Genomic DNA, 15,945 nt, shown 5'->3' on the forward strand with positions numbered 1-15,945 from the left:
AACCTTCCGCACGCGGTCGAGGCCCATCAGAAAACTTGGCTCCTGTCGGAACATAGTTCCAATTCATAAATCAAGGGTAAATTTTAGATATATTCGTACTGGCACGACGTGCCCGCAAAGAACCACCTTATTGCAACAGTTCCCCGGCCAGAGAGTTTGCGCCAGACTTCACGATACGCACCTTCCGCAGATCTCCCACGTTCAGGTCAAGCCCAACCACGTGAACCGAGTGAAGATAGTCCGATTTTCCAACCATTTGCCCTTCGAGCCGCCCGGGTTTCTCAAACAGAACGCCGACAGTGCGACCAACCATGGAGTCCTGAATTTCGCGCTGATGCTTGGTGATCAGGGCTTGCAAGCGTTGCAAGCGGTCATCCGCCGCCGCCGGGTCAACCTGAGCGCGTTCCGCAGCCGGAGTCCCCGGACGGGTCGAGTACTTGAACGAGTAGGCATAGCCGTATTTGACGTGCTCGACCAAGTCCAAAGTCGCCTGGAAATCCTCTTCAGTTTCTTCCGGGAAGCCGACGATGAAATCCCCCGACATCACGATATCGGGACGCGCCGCGCGGATACGCTCAATCAGCTGCAAATAGCTGTCCGCCGTATGGCTGCGGTTCATCCGCTTGAGGATCCGATCCGACCCCGCTTGCACGGGTAAGTGTAGGTAGGGCATCAACTTATCACAGGTGCCATGCGCTTCGATCAGATCATCTGCCATGTCATTGGGATGCGAGGTGGTAAAGCGGATACGCTCCAGCCCGTCGACCTTGTTCAACTCCCAGATCAGCCCGGCCAGCGTCATGTCGCCATTTGGACCGGCACCGTGATAGGCGTTGACGTTCTGACCCAGCAGAGTGATCTCTCGCACGCCGCGTTCGACCAACTCATTGGCTTCGCGGATGATGCGGTCTGCTGGGCGACTGACCTCGGCCCCACGGGTATAAGGTACAACACAGAAGGCGCAGAACTTGTCGCAACCCTCCTGCACCGTCAAAAACGCCGTCGGGCCGCGTTTGGCCTTGGGGCGGTTCTTAAGCTTTTCGAACTTGTCCTCTTCGGGGAAATCCGTGTCTAATGCTTTGGCGCCTTCACGGGTCTTGGCCTCCATCTCCGGCAAACGGTGATAGCTTTGCGGTCCAACCACCAGATCGACCAGAGGCTGGCGGCGCATAATCTCTTCGCCTTCGGCCTGCGCAACACAGCCTGCTACACCGATTTTGAGATCGGGCTTATCTGCCTTCAGCCCCTTGAACCGGCCAAGCTCGGAATAGACCTTTTCAGCAGCTTTTTCGCGGATATGGCAGGTGTTCAGCAGAATCATGTCTGCATCGTCCGGCGACTTTGTCTCGACATACCCCTGCCCGCCCAAGGTCTCGGCCATACGCTCGCTGTCATAGACATTCATCTGACAGCCATAGGTCTTGATAAACAACTTTTGGGGTTCAGACATGGATCAGGCCTTTGCAGTCGCTGGATCGGCGTCATCTATATGCTTCGAACGCCGCTTGCAATGCCGGCGCAATTACCCGAATTTGGCGAAACTTTCCAGCAAGACGCGAATGAAAACCAGCGATGCAGTACGAAACCCTCGACAGCTTTCTGAATTCAGGCCAATCCGCCCTGTCCAAAGGCCCCGTGGCCCTGATTTTCACCGAAGACGAGACCGAGGTCGAAAGCACGCTGCACCACCATCTAGACCTCGGCTTCAAGTCCGTTGTGGCCTTTATACCCGCCGAATTCACCCTCAGCGAGGACCTGTCCGCGCGGATACATCGCGTGACGCACAGATGCGCGCCCCGGACCGTGGTGTTCGACGCGATCAACCGCATCACGAAAGCCGCACCCAGCGTCTGGATGTACTACTGCTACAACGCCGAATACCTGTTCTACCCTTTCTGCGAAACGCGCAGCATAGGGGAATTACTAGCCTTCCACACCGAGGAACGCCGCAACGCAATGTTGTGCCACGTGATCGACCTCTACGCAGGCGACCTGACCCAGTTCCCGAACGGCGTGGCCCCCGATCAGGCCATGCTGGACAGCACCGGATACTATGCCCACGCTCGCCACGATCTCATGGGCCGCCCTGTCGAGCGCCAATTGGACATGTCCGGCGGCCTGCGCTGGCGGTTCGAAGATCACATTCCCTATGAACGCCGCCGGATTGACAGAATCGCGCTGTTCAAAACCCGCAAAGACCTGATCCTGCAACCGGATCACACGTTCAACGAGGCCGAATACAACACCTATGCCTGCCCATGGCACCACAATCTGACGGCTGCGATCTGCTCATTCCGGGCGGCAAAAGCTCTGAAGAGCAACGCAGGTTCAGCTTTCGACATCTCGAGCTTCCGCTGGCACAATTCCGTCTCGTTCGAATGGACATCGCGCCAATTGCTCGATCTGGGATTGATCGAGCCCGGCCAGTGGTTCTGATCCGCTCTTCATCTGGCTGAGAGTATCCCGGAGGAGGCGCCGCAGGCGGCGGGGGCAGAGCCCCCTATCGCTGCAGCAGCATCGGGAACCAGTCTTCCCGCAAACGCTGACCGGGTGTCATGTCATGCCCCGGAAACGGAGGCGACGTGCGGCCCGGACGCTCGACATAGCGCGCATCATCCCCGACCAGCCTTAGTGAAAACGCCCGACGACGACTTTCCGAGTGATTCCCTCGCGCCCCATGCAGGGTACGGTAGTTGAACGCAACCGCGTCACCGGGTTCCATTTGGAACTCGACCACTTTCATCCCTTCCGCATCCGGGTCGGGTACCGGGATGTACTGGGCTTCATCAGCAAAGAACCCCTCTTCGCTGACCCAGCGAGTCGGCAGCACCTCTTTCTCCCACCTGTGCGATCCCGCAACACAGCGCAGAGTGGCTTGCTTCACCGGATCCAAGGGCGACCAAAAGCTGATCGTCTGCTGCCCTCCGACAAAGTAATACGGCCCGTCCTGATGCCAGGGCGTCGCCATCGAGGTGCCTGGCTCTTTCACCAGAACATGGTCGTGAAACATCTGCACAGTTTTCGACTGCATCAGGTCCGCCGCGACCTCAGCTGCCGGAGAGGTCTCGATCACCTCGCGGAACTGCGGAATCCGGGTCCAGTTGCAGTAATCATCAAAGAACAGCCCGGTCTGCCCCTCTTTCTTGTTATCCGAAGCGTAGGGTCCCGGTTCGGCCATATTGGCAGCAACCCCGTCGCGCAACGCGTCCACGTGATCGGCAAAAAGCCCTTTGATCAGGACAACCCCGTCTTCCTGGTAGGTGTCGATCATGTCCTGAGAAACGAGAGGGTGTGGCATGTCGGTCTCCTTGTGCTTGCCTCGTTTAAAGGACAACAAAGCCTTCTGTTCAAATCATATCTTTCGAAGTAATAATTAACCTGATGTTATATATATCACTGCGCCAATACGAATATGTCTGCGCCATAGGCCGCCATGGCAGCTTGTCTGCCGCAGCCCATGCGCTGAACGTATCGCAACCCGCTCTGTCGACGGCCCTGACGCGGGTTGAGTCGCTTCTGGGATATCCGCTCTTCATGCGTCGTCGGGGAGCGGCGATGACCACAACCCCTCAGGGGCGCCTTTTCATCGAACAGGCGGAAAAGCTGTTGCACTCTGCCGCGCAGATCGAAAATCCGACAGACGCACCGCACGGGTCTTCACACCTGCGGTTGGGCTGCTTCATTGACTTGGCACCGTTTCATCTGGCCTCTGCCTTGCATAGTCTGCAAACAGCCCTGCCCGATGTGACCATCTCGTATCAGGTGGATAGTTTCGAGGGCTTGCTGGACGGTCTGATCAACGGCCAGACGGATATCGCGGTCACGTATGACCTTGGCATGGATGCAGGGTTTACTCGGCAAGAGCTGTTCGACAGTGTCCCGCACGCCTTGCTCCCACCTGATCACCCGCTTGCTTCTGCCCACAGTGTGACTTTGGCCGATCTGGAACAGGAACCCCTGATCCTGTCAAAAGAGGGGCTGTCCGCGCAGCACGTACTGAACCTGTTTCGGCGCAAAGGCCTGAACCCAACAATCGCCCACAGGGCAGCAACGCTTGAGATTCAGCGCAGCCTCGCAGCCCATGGGGAAGGAATCGCAATCAGCTACGCCAGCCCCAACAATTCGATGAGTTACGACCATCGAATGCTGACCCGCCTGCCACTTTTGGACAAGGATGCTGCCGAACCTGTCGTGTTGGCGCGTCACGGAACCGGCCCCGTCGAAACCACATTGGCCTCAGCGGAACGTGTCCTGTTTGATGCGCTGTCCGAAACTAGACCTGAGGTTTCTTGCGAAGACGGATAACTACGTCGACCGAGGCGATCTCGACCCCTTCCGGTGCCTGCGGGAGGCGCTGGATCACCAACTCTTCGGACGGGGCGTCGCTCAGCCGGCTTTCGTCTTCCCAATAGAAATGCGGGTGATCATGGGTGTTGGTGTCAAAATAGCTTTTTGACCCATCCACCGTGATCTCTTGCAGCACGCCTGCATCGCAGAACGCGCGCAGCGTATTGTAGACGGTCGCAAGCGAAACCGCGTCGCCCTTGGTCTTGGCCGAGTCAAACAGGCTTTCCGCGGTGACATGCCGATGACGACCATCGCCCACAAGCAACTCGGCCAGCGCAACACGCTGTCGCGTCGGGCGCAATCCGGCGCTCTCCAACCAGTCTGTAGCTATCTTACGGCTCTGAGGTGTCATTAATCCGATACCCATTTTTGCTGCTTATATATATAGGGGCGCAGGGATGCCAATTTCAAATGAAATTCATTCGCAAAGACCGCTAGGTCGCAATATCATCCGGCCACTGCTCTTGCAGGACCTTGCATACGGGTGCTAGGTGAGGCCAAATGTAATGAACGGACCCAAGGCAGAAGAGGCGGCAAGAATGGCCCAATTCCCAAGCAGTTTTGACAAAGAGGATCTGCTGAAATGCGCGCGAGGCGAACTTTTTGGCCCCGGCAATGCGCAGTTGCCTGCCCCTCCGATGCTGATGATGGACCGGATCACCGATGTTTCAGGTGACGGAGGCGCCCATGGCAAAGGCCATGTTGTCGCGGAATTCGACATCACGCCTGATCTTTGGTTCTTTGACTGCCACTTCCCCGGCAACCCGATCATGCCGGGCTGCTTGGGTCTGGATGGCCTGTGGCAGCTGACGGGCTTCAACCTGGGCTGGCGCGGCTGGCAGGGGCGCGGCTACGCCCTGGGCGTGGGCGAAGTCAAACTGACCGGCATGGTCCGCCCGGATCGCAAGATGCTGACCTATTATGTTGATTTTACCAAAGCCGTACAAACACGCCGTCTGACCATGGGGGTCGCGGATGGCCGTGTCGAAGCGGATGGTGAAGTAATTTACCAAGTCAAAGATATGAAGGTTGCACTGTCCGAAAGCTGACGCCAGCGGACACTACGCCAACAGGAACGGAACACAGGAGAACGCATATGCGTCGCGTCGTCGTCACCGGTTTGGGGATCGTCTCCTCGATCGGGAACAATGCCGAAGAGGTTCTCGCCTCGCTCAAAGCAGGTAAATCCGGCATCGAGGCCAATGAGCAGATGGTCGAACATGGCTTTCGCAGCCAGATCGCCGGGTCGCTCAAGATCGACGTGTCCGAACACGTTGATAAACGCACCCTGCGCTTCATGGGACCGGGCGCGGCCTACGCACACATCGCAATGGGACAGGCGATTGCCGATTCCGGGCTGACCGAGGAACAGGTCGTCAATCCGCGCACCGGGTTGGTTGCCGGATCCGGCGGACCGTCCACCAGCGCGATGCTGACCGCGCACCAGACAGTGCTGAAGAACGGCGCCACCAAGCGGATCGGGCCTTTTGCCGTGCCGAAATGCATGTGTTCCACGATTTCCGCGAACCTTGCCACCGCCTACAAAATCAAGGGTATCAACTACTCGATCACCTCGGCGTGCTCGACTTCGCTGCATTGCATCGGCAACGCGGCGGAACAGATCATGCTGGGCAAGCAGGACGTGATGTTCGCAGGCGGCGGCGAGGAGCTGGATTGGACTCTGTCCTGCCTGTTCGACGCGATGGGTGCGATGTCGTCCAAGTATAACGACACTCCGCAGAAAGCCTCGCGCGCGTTCGATCAGGACCGCGACGGCTTCGTGATCTCGGGTGGCGGCGGCATTGTCGTGCTTGAGGATCTGGACCATGCGCTGGCTCGCGGTGCCAAGATCTACGCCGAGGTGACCGGCTATGCTGCGACCTCGGACGGCCATGACATGGTAGCCCCGTCCGGTGAAGGCGGTGAGCGCGCGATGCGTCTGGCTCTGTCGACTCTGCCCGAAGGCCGCAAGGTTGGTTACATCAACGCGCACGGCACCTCGACCCCGGTCGGAGATGTGGGCGAAGTTGAAGCCGTGCGTCGCATCTTCGGCGAAAGCAACGTGCCGCCGATCTCATCCACCAAGTCGATGACCGGGCACGCACAAGGCGCGGCCGGCGCGCTGGAGGCGATCTTCTGCCTGCTCATGCTGGACAATGATTTCATAACACCGTCGATCAATGTCGACACACTAGCCGAAGGCATCCAGCCCGGTGAAATTGCAACTCAAGTGGTTGAAAATGCAGGTTTGGATTCGGTCATGACCAACAGCTTCGGCTTTGGCGGCACAAACGGATCCATGATCCTGTCAAAGGATAACGGGTGAACGAGATGTCGGAAGTTCTAAAAGGGAAACGCGGCCTTATCATGGGTGTCGCCAATGACCGGTCGATTGCCTGGGGAATCTCGAAAGCGATGCACGAAGCAGGGGCTGAGCTTGCCTTCACCTATCAGGGCGACGCGTTCGGGAAACGTCTGCAGCCATTGGCCGAAAGCCTGGGAAGCGATTTCATGGTCGACGCGGATGTCACCGATGACGCCTCGCTGGACCGCGCTTTTGGCGAGTTGGGCGAACGCTGGCCCACCATCGACTTTGTTGTTCATGCGATTGCCTATTCGGACAAGAACGAGCTGACAGGCCGGTTCCTGAACACCACACGCGCAAATTTCAAGCATTCGATGGATGTGTCGGCCTATTCATTCATCGAGGTCGCCCGCCGCGCCTATCCGCTGATGAAGGACAATGGCGGCTCACTACTGACGCTGACCTACCAAGGCTCGAATCGTGTGGTTCCGAATTACAACGTCATGGGCGTTGCCAAAGCCGCGCTGGAATCGGCAACACGGTATCTGGCCAACGATCTCGGCCCAGAGGGCATCCGCGTGAACGCGATTTCGCCCGGTCCGATGAAGACCCTGGCTGGGGCTGCAATCGGCGGCGCGCGCAAGACCTACAAGTTCTGCGACCAGAATGCGCCGATGCGCTCGAACGCTACGCTTGAGGCCGTTGGCGGCACGGCGGTTTACCTGACCTCAGACGCGGGGGCTTGCACCTCGGGTGAGATCATCCGGGTAGATGGCGGTTTCCACGTGCTTGGAATGCCACAGCCGGATTTCATGTGACCATATCTTTCCCAGACGCCGCCAAGATTTGACCATCTTTCGGCGTCAGGGATATGGGCATGAGCAAAACCGACCAGATCCTTGCCAGCAATACGCGTGGCACCCAGACCAGACGGAAAACGGGGTTCCTAAGCCCCCGCGCCCGTGTTCTGCTTTTGACGCTGACCACATTGCTGGTGTTGTTCGTGTTTTTCACGCAACCGCAAGTCCGTGCAGCGCTTGACGGGCTTTGGGGCTAAAACCCCAAGCCTTCAGTTCACCGAGACAACCTCGATATCGAAAATCAAATCCTGCCCGGCCAGCGGGTGATTGGCGTCCAGCGTCACCGTGGCCTCGTTCGCCTCGACAACCGTGACCGGCAGCGCCTGACCATCAGGAGTCTGCATCTGCAACTGGGTTCCCGGCTCTAGTGGGATGTCGTCGGGGATGCCCTCACGCGGGATGTCCTGCCGCATCGCCGGGTTGATCGGGCCATAGGCGTCGACACAGGCAATCTCGACCCGCTTCTTGTCGCCAACCGCCAGTCCTGGCATCGCGCTGTCGAGACCGGGGATGATCTGGCCCGAACCGACAACGAACTCCAACGGATCGCGCCCGTCCGAGCTGTCAAAGACGGTCTCGTCCAGCAGCGTTCCGGTATAGTGGATGCGAACTGTGTCGCCTTGTTTGATCTCGGACATTGGGCCTCCGGGGCTTTTGGGGAATTGGGCGCCGAACACAAGCGCGCTACGCCGGAGTCTGACGCGGCGCAGGATGCATCCATCTGATTCTGTTGTCCAGATTACGTTGTAAGCGCGCGCATTCTCTGGTCGTCGCTTACACGCGCGCCCTCAATGCCCAGTGGGCAGAACGGTAACATCCCATCCTATCGACAAGATGTTATCGCTACAGTCTTAAATAGAGATTGACCGGTGATGGGAATCTCTGCCATCAGCGTCCTCATGTCCGGTTCCGGGTTCGCCCGGAGAAAAGGGAATGCGGTGCGGGGAATTCTTTTCCACCCAATGCCGCAACTGCCCCCGCAACTGTAGGCGGTGAGCAGGGCTGACACGCCACTGGGTTCCACCCGGGAAGGCCAGCCCCATGCTTTGACCCGCAAGTCAGGAGACCTGCCGGATATGCACCCTCGGAAGGGGTGTGTCACCGATGCCGGGGTGTGCATTGGGCCGATGCCCTCATTTCGGGCAAATGGTCCCGTTCACCCCGAAGTCAAACAAGAAAACGTGCCGGGGTTGGCACGAAGGACGAAGGAAAGACCTTGTGAAGAAACTATTTTGCACGGCTGCGGCTGCGCTGGCGCTTCCGGCGATGGCGCAAGCACATTTTCTGCTGGAATACACTACCGACACGCTGATTGAGGCGCCGGGCGACGTGCCGGTCAAGCTGATCTTCTGGCACCCGTTTGAAAACGGCCATGTCATGGATTTGGAAAAACCGCAGGAATTCTACGTGATCCACAACGGCGAAAAGACCGACCTGCTGGACACGCTGGAACCCATCCGGTTCTCGAGCCCCGAAAACGAAGGCGCGGCCTTTCAGGGATCTGTTCAGGTCAAGCGTTCGGGCGACTATATGATGGTCACGGTGCCTCAGCCCTATTACGAGGAATCCGAGGATATCTATATCCAGCAGATCACCAAGGCGTTCCTGAACCGCAACGAACTGCCGACCGACTGGATGAACCCCGCGGGTCTGTCGACCGAGATCGTGCCGCTGAACAAGCCCTACAACATTATCGCAGGCTCGACCTTCACCGGTCAGGTTCTGGCAAATGGTGAACCGGTTGCCGACGCTGAGATCGAGATCGAATACATGGCCGCCAAGCCAAGCTTTGACAGCCACGCCTCATCCGAGCCGAGCGTTTCGCCGATGCCCGGTGGTGCTGTTGTCGCTATTTCCGACGCCAACGGCTATTTCTCCTTCGGTGTGCCGAAAGCTGGTTACTGGGGCTTTGCCGCCCTCGGCGCTGGTCCGGAGACAGAACATGAAGGCAAAGAGCTGAGCCAGGACGCGGTGATCTGGATCCGCGCCTGGGACATGGAGTAACCCCCGATGCACATCGTCGACGGAGCCCTGTCCAACCCGGTCGTCATCGGCGGAGCCGTTGCCGCCGCTGGTGGGGTCGCTATGGGCCTCAGGTCGCTGGATCTGGACCGTATCCCCACGGCTGGGGTGCTAGCGGCCAGTTTCTTCGTGGCCTCTCTAATCCACGTGCCGATCGGCCCGTCGTCGGTGCATCTAATCCTCAACGGTCTGGCCGGGCTTCTGCTCGGCTGGGCCGCCTTCCCGGCCCTGTTTGTGGGTCTGCTATTGCAGGCCGTATTTTTCGGCTTCGGCGGGCTGACGGTGCTGGGGATCAACACGCTCAATATCGCCTTTCCGGCCGTACTGGCGGGGCTGCTGTTCCGGCCCCTGATCGGACGCGGTTCGCCTGTTCATGGCGCGATTTGGGGCGGCATAGGCGGCGCCTTTGCCATTGCGGCCACGACCGTCATGGTGGGCATCTCGCTGGCCCTGTCCGGGGACGAATTCCTCCCCGCTGCCAAGCTGGTCTTCTTTGCCCATATCCCCGTGATGGTCATCGAGGCCGTCCTGACCGGATTTGCCGTCCTTCTGGCGCGAAAGGTCAAACCCGAATTGTTTCTGACAAGGCCCGCCACATGAGACAGCTTGCCCTCATCCTGGCCCTATGCGCAGCCCCTCTGCCCGCGCTGGCCCACAAGGTGATTGCCGGGGTCTTTGCATCCGGCGATGCGATCGAAGGGGAAATTGGCTTCTCCAACGGCACCATGGCGACCGATACCGAGGTTGTCGTAACCGATCCACACGGGGTCGAGCTGGGCCGGGCCACGACCGACGCAGACGGGTTCTTCATCTACACGCCCACAACACCCGTCGCCCATACCTTCTTTGCCGACCTTGGCGCCGGTCACGTGGCCGAGGTCACCATGCCCGCCGAGGACGTCGCCAAGATCATGGGCGTCGCCGTTCAGAACACGCCGTCAGCGCCGCCTACACCAACTCCCGCCTCAGAGGGCGTCACAGTGGCCTCCCTCAGCGATGAGGAACGTCAGGCCATCGCAGCAGCGGTCCGCGACGAAATACGCCCTCTGCGTCGGGAAATCGCCGCCTATCGCGAACACAACGACTTCCAGACCATTCTGGGCGGAATCGGATACATCTTTGGCCTGTTCGGGCTGGGCTTCTACCTCGCGGCGCGGAGGAAGCTAGCAGGCTGATGGCACACGTATTGGGACCACAGGAAAGGACGCTGGCCGAGGCTGGCACGGTCGGTCAACGAGGTTTGATCACCTCGCTTGATCCGCGGGTCCGTATCGTCATGTCCTTTGTATTTGCGGTCGTTGTGGTTGCCCTATCCACCCTGCCCGCTCTTGCGGCGGCGCTGATGATCGCGCTGTCTCTGCTGGCGATATCCCGGCTGCCTTGGCGCAAGACGCTGAAGCGGATGGCGATGATGGACGGTTTCATCATCTTCATGCTGGTCCTCTTGCCTTTCACGATGCCCGGCGACCCGATGTTTACCATCTGGGGGGTTCCGGCCAGCTGGCAGGGGCTCTGGAAAGCCGTGGAAATCGCGCTGACCGCCAATGCCGTGATCCTGACCGTGATGGTGCTGGTCGGCACGATGGAGCCTGTCACACTGGGCCACGCCCTGCACCGGCTGCGCTGTCCGGAAACACTGGTGCACCTTCTGATGTTCACCATCCGCTACATCGACGTCCTGCATGAGGAATACCAACGCCTCCGCGCCGCCATGAAAGTCCGAGGTTTTCGCCCCGGCACCAACTGGCACACCTACCGTAGCTTTGGCTATCTGGTCGGTATGATGCTGGTCCGGGCAATCGAACGGTCCGAGCGCATCCTGGGCGCGATGAAATGCCGAGGGTTTTCAGGCAAGATGCTGTTGCTGCAGGACTTTGCCCTGACACGCCGAGATATTGTCTTTGCTGCCGGGCTAGGGGCCCTCTGCCTTGCCCTGATGATTGTGGAATTCGCATGACACTTATCGCGTTGGACGACATCTGCTTTGCCTACCACGGGCAGGACCCGGTTCTGAATGGGGCAAGCCTGCAGCTAGAGGCCGGTCAGCGCCTGTCTCTGACCGGCCCGAACGGCGCCGGGAAATCCACGCTTCTGCGTATCACACTTGGTCTGCAGCGGCCGTCCTCGGGTACGGTGACCGTCTTTGGCAAACCACGACAGGTCGAGGCCGATTTCCACGACGTCCGCCGCCAAATCGGTCTTGTCTTTCAGGACCCCGACGACCAGCTGTTCTGCCCCACTGTGGCCGAGGACATTGCCTTTGGCCCGCTGAACCTCGGCAAAACGCGGGATGAGGCGCTTGCGATCGTGGATCGCGTTTTGGGCGACCTCGATCTCATGCACCTAAAGGAACGGACCACGCATAAGCTGTCAGGCGGTGAAAAGCGTCTGATCACGCTGGCGACGGTTCTGGCGATGGAGCCGCAAGCCCTGCTACTGGACGAGCCGACCAATGCGCTGGACACCAAGAACGAGGCGCGGTTGCTCGAAATCCTGCAATCTCTGCCTCAGGCTATCCTTCTGGTCAGCCATTCTCCTGCGTTTCGCGATGCGCTGGCCCCAGACAGGCTGGAATTGCGAGACGGCAAGCTTGTCGCCGTGTGAGAAAGCCTATTTTTGGTCGCCCCTAGGGGAACGGTTTGTAGCTGCGCGTACAAAAAACCCCGCGTCGAGGACACGGGGTTCTTTTTTGAAAGCTGTAGGCTTTCTTATTCCTGACTTCCGACCTTTTTGTTGATCTGACTGGGTTTTTGGTTTGTTTTCAGGTGTGGTTGCTCAGAGGCGCGTTGTAGTGCCCCATTATTATAAAAAGTATTGACATGGGCCTTCAGATGGCTAACCTCTTCGCCCATGTTCATCCGCACCAAACATGACGCAAAGCTCAACCGCACACGGATCCAGATCGTTGAATCCGTCCGCACCGGCTCCAAGGTACGCCAGAAGATCCTGCGCCATGTGGGTGTGGCCCATAACGACAGCGAGATTGAGGATATCAAGCGTCTGGCGGGCCGCTTGATGGAGCAATTACGCATTGATCGCTCGCCGCAAATGGAACTGTTCACGCCCACGGAATATGCCGATCTGCAGGCGCTGGTGCGCCGCGCTCCGCGGCCGGACAAGCTTGGCGTTGATCTTGCCGAGTGCCGTGAGGAGGCGCGGGTCTCTCTGGGTCTGCGGGATGTCATGGGGACGATGTATGACCAACTGGGTTGGGGGGCCCTTCTGGGGGCGGCGCGTAAAAGTGCCAATCGCATTGTGAAAGAGCTGGTTATGGCGCGGATCGCACAGCCCGAGAGCAAGCGCGCGACCGTGGAGGCGTTGGAGAACCAGGCAGGCATCACGCTCAATCTGGACGTGGTCTATCGGAGCATGGATTACATCAATACGCCGGTGATAGACGGGATTTGCAAAACCTCTCACGCGGCGGCAGAGAAGTTGCTGGGCGGGCCAGTGACCGTGCTGTTCTACGATTGCACGACCCTGGCCTTTGACACCGAGCGCGAGGACCCGGCCGAGGATGCGGACGGGGTCGAGCAGGATCATCTTCTGGCCAAGGGCTTCAGCAAGGATGGCAAGCATCACCGCGCTCAGGTCATGCTGGCGCTGATCGTCACCTCCGATGGGCTGCCTGTGGGCTATGAACTCTTCCCGGGAAACACCTGGGAAGGTCATACGCTGGAAGCTGCGCTGAAGGCGTTGGAGGGACGCTTCGACGTGGCCAGGGTCACGTTCGTGGCCGATGCCGCCATGCTCAGCAAGGACAACCAGCAGATGTTGCAGAACAAGGGTCTGCCCTACATCCTCGGCTATCGCATGAAGTCCGCCCCGGCCGCCGTGAAGGCGAACATTTTGAGCCCGGAGGGACGCCAGCCTTGGGCTGGACACGGTTCTGAAGAGGCAACCGAGAAGGGCTGGTACAAGGTGATCGACCAGGAGGGAGCGCGGGTCATTGTGACCTGGTCACCCACCCGGGCACGCAATGATGCCCACAAGCGCGACAAGGCAATCGAAAAGCTGCACAAGAAGCTCAAGCGCTCTCGCAAACCCGGCAGCTTCAGCAGCCGGGGATATGGCCGCTTCCTGGCCTTCCCCGACAGCGGGGACGTCACGCTGGATGATGCAAAGATCAAGGCAGCGGCACAATGGGACGGGCTGCATGCCATTGTTGTTCATGGTGCGGACGAACTGGAGGCACAGGACGTCATTGCCCGCTATCACCAGTTGTGGGAGATCGAAGCCTGCTTCCGCACCAACAAGCACGATCTGAAAATCCGGCCCATCTATCACTGGTCGCCGCGTCGGGTCCGGGCCCATATCGCCATCTGCTACATGGCCTTCTGCTGCCTGCAGCACCTGCGCAAGCATCTGGACCTGCTCGGACACCCGATGAGCCCGGCTCGTATCCGCAACGAGTTGAACGCATTGCAGCTCTCGATCCTGCGCCACAAAGGCACCCCTGACCGCTACGGCATGCCAAGCCATGCCACGGTCGATGCCAGACGCATCCTCACCTGCGTCGGCCTGACCTGGAACGAAGCCCCTTTCAAGATACCCCCCGGGCGCACCCGAAAAACTGGCCAGACCAAAGCCTGAGCTCCCTCAACACTCCGAAACAATCGCTGGCGAAAAAAGTCCGTGTAGTGCCTTTTGGCAACCAAGGCATAATAATATCAATGACTTATACGAAAAAATGTCGGAAGTCAGGGTTTGTAGCTGCGCGTACAAAAAACCCCGCGTCGAGGACACGGGGTTCTTTTTTGAAAGCTGAAGGCTTTCTTATTCTTCTGCGGCCTCTTCGGCTGCAACGCGGGCTTTGTCAGCCGCGCCTTTGGCGTCGACGTCACGATCAACGAATTCGATGATCGCCATCGGGGCCATGTCGCCATAACGGAAGCCAGCTTTCAGGATGCGAACATAACCGCCCTGACGCTCGGCGTAGCGGGGGCCCAGAACTTCGAACAGCTTTGCGACGTCTTTGTCTTCTTTCAGCTGTGCTGCGGCCTGACGACGGGCGTGCAGGTCGCCGCGCTTGCCCAGAGTGACCAGCTTTTCGATGATCGGGCGCAGTTCTTTTGCCTTGGGCAGAGTTGTTTTGATTTGCTCATGCTCGATGAGCGAGCCAGCCATGTTTGCAAACAGAGCCTTGCGGTGCTCATGAGTACGGTTCAGGCGGCGGTAACCACGTGCGTGACGCATTTTTCAGTTCCTATCTTGCGTTTTGCTTTGTCTGGCCGGCGATGCCTGTCACCGGCTCTCCTTGGGGCGGAAGTGCCCATATAGTCCCCGGACGTCCGGGCATTGGGGAAGACGCGCTTAAAACGCGTCTTCGAATTTCTTCGCCAGATCTTCGATGTTGTCGGGCGGCCAATCCTCGACATCCATGCCGAGGTGCAGACCCATGCCGGACAGCACTTCTTTGATCTCGTTCAGCGACTTGCGGCCAAAGTTCGGGGTGCGTAGCATCTCGGCTTCGGTCTTCTGGATCAGATCGCCGATGTAAACGATGTTGTCGTTCTTCAGGCAGTTTGCCGAACGGACCGACAGCTCCAGCTCGTCGACTTTCTTCAGCAGCAGCGGGTTGAACTCCAGACCATCGTCTTCGTCCTGGCGGCCAGCCGATTCCGGCTCGTCGAAGTTGACGAAGATGGACAACTGATCCTGCAGGATGCGCGCAGCATAGGCCAGTGCGTCTTCCGGAGTGATCGAACCATCAGTTTCGATCTTCAGGGTCAGCTTGTCATAGTCCAGAACCTGACCTTCACGGGTCGGCTGAACGTCATAGGCAACCTTTTTGACCGGCGAGTAGATTGCGTCGATCGGAATCAGGCCGATGGGTGCATCTTCCGGCTTGTTCTTCTCAGCCGAGACGTAACCCTTGCCAGTGTTGACGGTCAGTTCCATGAATAGGTCGGCGCCATCATCCAAGTGGCAGATGACGTGATCGCGGTTCAGAACCTCGATGCCAGCGCTTTCGCTGATATCACCTGCTGTGACAACTGCGGGGCCTTTGGCATTGATCGACAGGCGTTTGGGGCCTTCGACTTCCATGCGCAGCGACACGCCTTTGAGGTTCAGGATGATGTCGGTGACGTCTTCACGTACGCCCGCAACCGAGGAAAACTCGTGCAGGACGTTGTCGATTTGAACGCTGGTGATGGCCGCACCTTGCAGCGAGCTCATCAGAACGCGCCGCAGCGCGTTGCCCAGTGTCAGACCAAAGCCACGCTCCAACGGTTCAGCAACCAGGGTTGCCTGACGCGCAGGGTCGTTGCCCGGCTTGCCGTCCAGCTGGGTCGGCTTGATCAATTCTGCCCAATTCTTGTGGATCATGTAATCCCTCCATTCCTGTCCGCGCCCCATGACCAACAAGGTGCAGACGCCCGAGGTTCAAAATGACATGCTGGGGCCGCG

General features: G+C 58.9%; 19 protein-coding genes and 1 riboswitch. Of the genes, 12 read left to right on the top strand and 7 right to left on the bottom strand.

Annotation, left to right across the window (positions count from 1 at the left end; all coding sequences use genetic code 11):
• Window positions 1-127: 127 nt before the first annotated feature.
• Window positions 128-1,450 (bottom strand): tRNA (N6-isopentenyl adenosine(37)-C2)-methylthiotransferase MiaB, encoded by a 1,323-nt coding sequence (gene miaB, locus ACOERD_RS26675; protein WP_419741022.1) that lies wholly within the window; start codon window positions 1,448-1,450, stop codon window positions 128-130.
• Between the two features lie 122 nt (window positions 1,451-1,572).
• Between miaB and ACOERD_RS26680 the strand changes: the two genes are divergently transcribed.
• Window positions 1,573-2,436 (top strand): hypothetical protein, encoded by an 864-nt coding sequence (locus ACOERD_RS26680; protein ID WP_419741023.1) that lies wholly within the window; start codon window positions 1,573-1,575, stop codon window positions 2,434-2,436.
• A gap of 64 nt (window positions 2,437-2,500) precedes the next feature.
• Here ACOERD_RS26680 and ACOERD_RS26685 read toward each other — a convergent pair whose 3' ends face one another.
• On the bottom strand, window positions 2,501-3,298 hold the full coding sequence (locus tag ACOERD_RS26685) for a phytanoyl-CoA dioxygenase family protein (protein ID WP_419741024.1): 798 nt from the start codon (window positions 3,296-3,298) through the stop codon (window positions 2,501-2,503).
• Window positions 3,299-3,381: 83 nt separating this feature from the next.
• Here ACOERD_RS26685 and ACOERD_RS26690 point away from each other — a divergent pair, with 83 nt between their 5' ends.
• Window positions 3,382-4,305, top strand: a complete 924-nt coding sequence (locus ACOERD_RS26690) for a LysR family transcriptional regulator (RefSeq protein WP_419741025.1) — start codon at window positions 3,382-3,384, stop codon at window positions 4,303-4,305.
• Here ACOERD_RS26690 and irrA read toward each other — a convergent pair.
• Entirely contained in the window at window positions 4,274-4,699 is a 426-nt protein-coding gene (gene irrA / locus ACOERD_RS26695; protein ID WP_170378119.1) for an iron response transcriptional regulator IrrA, read from the bottom strand. The genes ACOERD_RS26690 and irrA overlap by 32 nt on opposite strands.
• 187 nt (window positions 4,700-4,886) lie before the next feature.
• Here irrA and fabA point away from each other — a divergent pair, with 187 nt between their 5' ends.
• From fabA to ACOERD_RS26715, 4 genes are read left to right on the top strand one after another with little or no spacing between them, the layout of a single operon-like run.
• A complete protein-coding gene (gene fabA, locus ACOERD_RS26700; protein WP_170378117.1) occupies window positions 4,887-5,396 on the top strand; it encodes a bifunctional 3-hydroxydecanoyl-ACP dehydratase/trans-2-decenoyl-ACP isomerase in 510 nt (169 codons plus the stop codon).
• A 47-nt stretch (window positions 5,397-5,443) separates the two neighbouring features.
• Window positions 5,444-6,673, top strand: coding sequence for a beta-ketoacyl-ACP synthase I (gene fabB / locus ACOERD_RS26705; protein ID WP_419741026.1), 1,230 nt, complete (start codon window positions 5,444-5,446; stop codon window positions 6,671-6,673).
• Window positions 6,674-6,678: 5 nt separating this feature from the next.
• The gene (locus ACOERD_RS26710; protein ID WP_170377661.1) at window positions 6,679-7,470 is read left to right on the top strand and encodes an enoyl-ACP reductase FabI; all 792 of its coding nucleotides are present in this window, start codon (window positions 6,679-6,681) and stop codon (window positions 7,468-7,470) included.
• Between the two features lie 59 nt (window positions 7,471-7,529).
• A complete protein-coding gene (locus tag ACOERD_RS26715) occupies window positions 7,530-7,709 on the top strand; it encodes a hypothetical protein (protein ID WP_170377659.1) in 180 nt (59 codons plus the stop codon).
• Window positions 7,710-7,721: 12 nt separating this feature from the next.
• Here ACOERD_RS26715 and ACOERD_RS26720 read toward each other — a convergent pair whose 3' ends face one another.
• Window positions 7,722-8,150 carry an FKBP-type peptidyl-prolyl cis-trans isomerase gene (locus tag ACOERD_RS26720; protein ID WP_170377657.1) on the bottom strand — a complete coding sequence of 143 codons (429 nt, stop codon included), beginning with the start codon at window positions 8,148-8,150 and terminating at the stop codon, window positions 7,722-7,724.
• Between the two features lie 249 nt (window positions 8,151-8,399).
• Window positions 8,400-8,602, top strand: a riboswitch (cobalamin riboswitch).
• Window positions 8,603-8,730: 128 nt separating this feature from the next.
• Between ACOERD_RS26720 and ACOERD_RS26725 the strand changes: the two genes are divergently transcribed.
• The 5 genes from ACOERD_RS26725 to ACOERD_RS26745 are packed head-to-tail and all read left to right on the top strand — an operon-like array spanning window position 8,731 to window position 12,138.
• Window positions 8,731-9,516: a DUF4198 domain-containing protein gene (locus ACOERD_RS26725; protein WP_419741027.1), complete on the top strand. Its 786-nt coding sequence runs from the start codon at window positions 8,731-8,733 to the stop codon at window positions 9,514-9,516.
• 6 nt (window positions 9,517-9,522) lie between these two features.
• Complete coding sequence (cbiM, locus tag ACOERD_RS26730; protein WP_419741028.1) at window positions 9,523-10,134, top strand: cobalt transporter CbiM; 612 nt, start codon at window positions 9,523-9,525, stop codon at window positions 10,132-10,134.
• Window positions 10,131-10,709 (top strand): cobalt ABC transporter permease, encoded by a 579-nt coding sequence (locus ACOERD_RS26735; protein ID WP_419741029.1) that lies wholly within the window; start codon window positions 10,131-10,133, stop codon window positions 10,707-10,709. The genes cbiM and ACOERD_RS26735 overlap by 4 nt, the downstream gene beginning before the upstream one ends.
• Window positions 10,709-11,491, top strand: coding sequence for a cobalt ECF transporter T component CbiQ (gene cbiQ, locus ACOERD_RS26740; protein WP_419741030.1), 783 nt, complete (start codon window positions 10,709-10,711; stop codon window positions 11,489-11,491). The genes ACOERD_RS26735 and cbiQ overlap by 1 nt, the downstream gene beginning before the upstream one ends.
• Entirely contained in the window at window positions 11,488-12,138 is a 651-nt protein-coding gene (locus ACOERD_RS26745) for an energy-coupling factor ABC transporter ATP-binding protein (RefSeq protein WP_419741031.1), read from the top strand. Before cbiQ ends, ACOERD_RS26745 begins: the two co-directional genes overlap by 4 nt.
• A 104-nt stretch (window positions 12,139-12,242) precedes the next feature.
• On the opposite strand, the gene ACOERD_RS26750 is transcribed toward ACOERD_RS26745, so the two are convergent.
• Window positions 12,243-12,392, bottom strand: a complete 150-nt coding sequence (locus ACOERD_RS26750) for a hypothetical protein (protein WP_419737963.1) — start codon at window positions 12,390-12,392, stop codon at window positions 12,243-12,245.
• Between ACOERD_RS26750 and ACOERD_RS26755 the strand changes: the two genes are divergently transcribed.
• On the top strand, window positions 12,385-14,127 hold the full coding sequence (locus tag ACOERD_RS26755) for an IS1634 family transposase (protein ID WP_419737624.1): 1,743 nt from the start codon (window positions 12,385-12,387) through the stop codon (window positions 14,125-14,127). The genes ACOERD_RS26750 and ACOERD_RS26755 overlap by 8 nt on opposite strands.
• A 183-nt stretch (window positions 14,128-14,310) precedes the next feature.
• Here ACOERD_RS26755 and rplQ read toward each other — a convergent pair whose 3' ends face one another.
• Together rplQ and ACOERD_RS26765 are read right to left on the bottom strand one after the other, a co-directional pair.
• Entirely contained in the window at window positions 14,311-14,730 is a 420-nt protein-coding gene (gene rplQ / locus ACOERD_RS26760) for a 50S ribosomal protein L17 (protein ID WP_170334079.1), read from the bottom strand.
• 117 nt (window positions 14,731-14,847) lie between these two features.
• Entirely contained in the window at window positions 14,848-15,864 is a 1,017-nt protein-coding gene (locus ACOERD_RS26765; protein ID WP_170377644.1) for a DNA-directed RNA polymerase subunit alpha, read from the bottom strand.
• Between the last annotated feature and the right edge of the window lie 81 nt (window positions 15,865-15,945).

This window comes from Ruegeria sp. (assembly GCF_965199275.1).
In the GTDB taxonomy this organism is placed as follows: Bacteria; Pseudomonadota; Alphaproteobacteria; order Rhodobacterales; family Rhodobacteraceae; genus Ruegeria.

Excerpts from the sequence above, each read along its gene's own strand:
- miaB (WP_419741022.1), bottom strand. The coding sequence starts at position 1,450 with ATGTCTGAACCCCAAAAGTTGTTTATCAAGACCTATGGCTGTCAGATG.
- ACOERD_RS26680 (WP_419741023.1), top strand. The coding sequence starts at position 1,573 with ATGCAGTACGAAACCCTCGACAGCTTTCTGAATTCAGGCCAATCCGCC.
- ACOERD_RS26685 (WP_419741024.1), bottom strand. The coding sequence starts at position 3,298 with ATGCCACACCCTCTCGTTTCTCAGGACATGATCGACACCTACCAGGAA.
- ACOERD_RS26690 (WP_419741025.1), top strand. The coding sequence starts at position 3,382 with ATGTTATATATATCACTGCGCCAATACGAATATGTCTGCGCCATAGGC.
- irrA (WP_170378119.1), bottom strand. The coding sequence starts at position 4,699 with ATGACACCTCAGAGCCGTAAGATAGCTACAGACTGGTTGGAGAGCGCC.
- fabA (WP_170378117.1), top strand. The coding sequence starts at position 4,887 with ATGGCCCAATTCCCAAGCAGTTTTGACAAAGAGGATCTGCTGAAATGC.
- fabB (WP_419741026.1), top strand. The coding sequence starts at position 5,444 with ATGCGTCGCGTCGTCGTCACCGGTTTGGGGATCGTCTCCTCGATCGGG.
- ACOERD_RS26710 (WP_170377661.1), top strand. The coding sequence starts at position 6,679 with ATGTCGGAAGTTCTAAAAGGGAAACGCGGCCTTATCATGGGTGTCGCC.
- ACOERD_RS26715 (WP_170377659.1), top strand. The coding sequence starts at position 7,530 with ATGAGCAAAACCGACCAGATCCTTGCCAGCAATACGCGTGGCACCCAG.
- ACOERD_RS26720 (WP_170377657.1), bottom strand. The coding sequence starts at position 8,150 with ATGTCCGAGATCAAACAAGGCGACACAGTTCGCATCCACTATACCGGA.
- cbiM (WP_419741028.1), top strand. The coding sequence starts at position 9,523 with ATGCACATCGTCGACGGAGCCCTGTCCAACCCGGTCGTCATCGGCGGA.
- ACOERD_RS26735 (WP_419741029.1), top strand. The coding sequence starts at position 10,131 with ATGAGACAGCTTGCCCTCATCCTGGCCCTATGCGCAGCCCCTCTGCCC.
- cbiQ (WP_419741030.1), top strand. The coding sequence starts at position 10,709 with ATGGCACACGTATTGGGACCACAGGAAAGGACGCTGGCCGAGGCTGGC.
- ACOERD_RS26745 (WP_419741031.1), top strand. The coding sequence starts at position 11,488 with ATGACACTTATCGCGTTGGACGACATCTGCTTTGCCTACCACGGGCAG.
- ACOERD_RS26755 (WP_419737624.1), top strand. The coding sequence starts at position 12,385 with ATGTTCATCCGCACCAAACATGACGCAAAGCTCAACCGCACACGGATC.
- ACOERD_RS26750 (WP_419737963.1), bottom strand. The coding sequence starts at position 12,392 with ATGAACATGGGCGAAGAGGTTAGCCATCTGAAGGCCCATGTCAATACT.
- rplQ (WP_170334079.1), bottom strand. The coding sequence starts at position 14,730 with ATGCGTCACGCACGTGGTTACCGCCGCCTGAACCGTACTCATGAGCAC.
- ACOERD_RS26765 (WP_170377644.1), bottom strand. The coding sequence starts at position 15,864 with ATGATCCACAAGAATTGGGCAGAATTGATCAAGCCGACCCAGCTGGAC.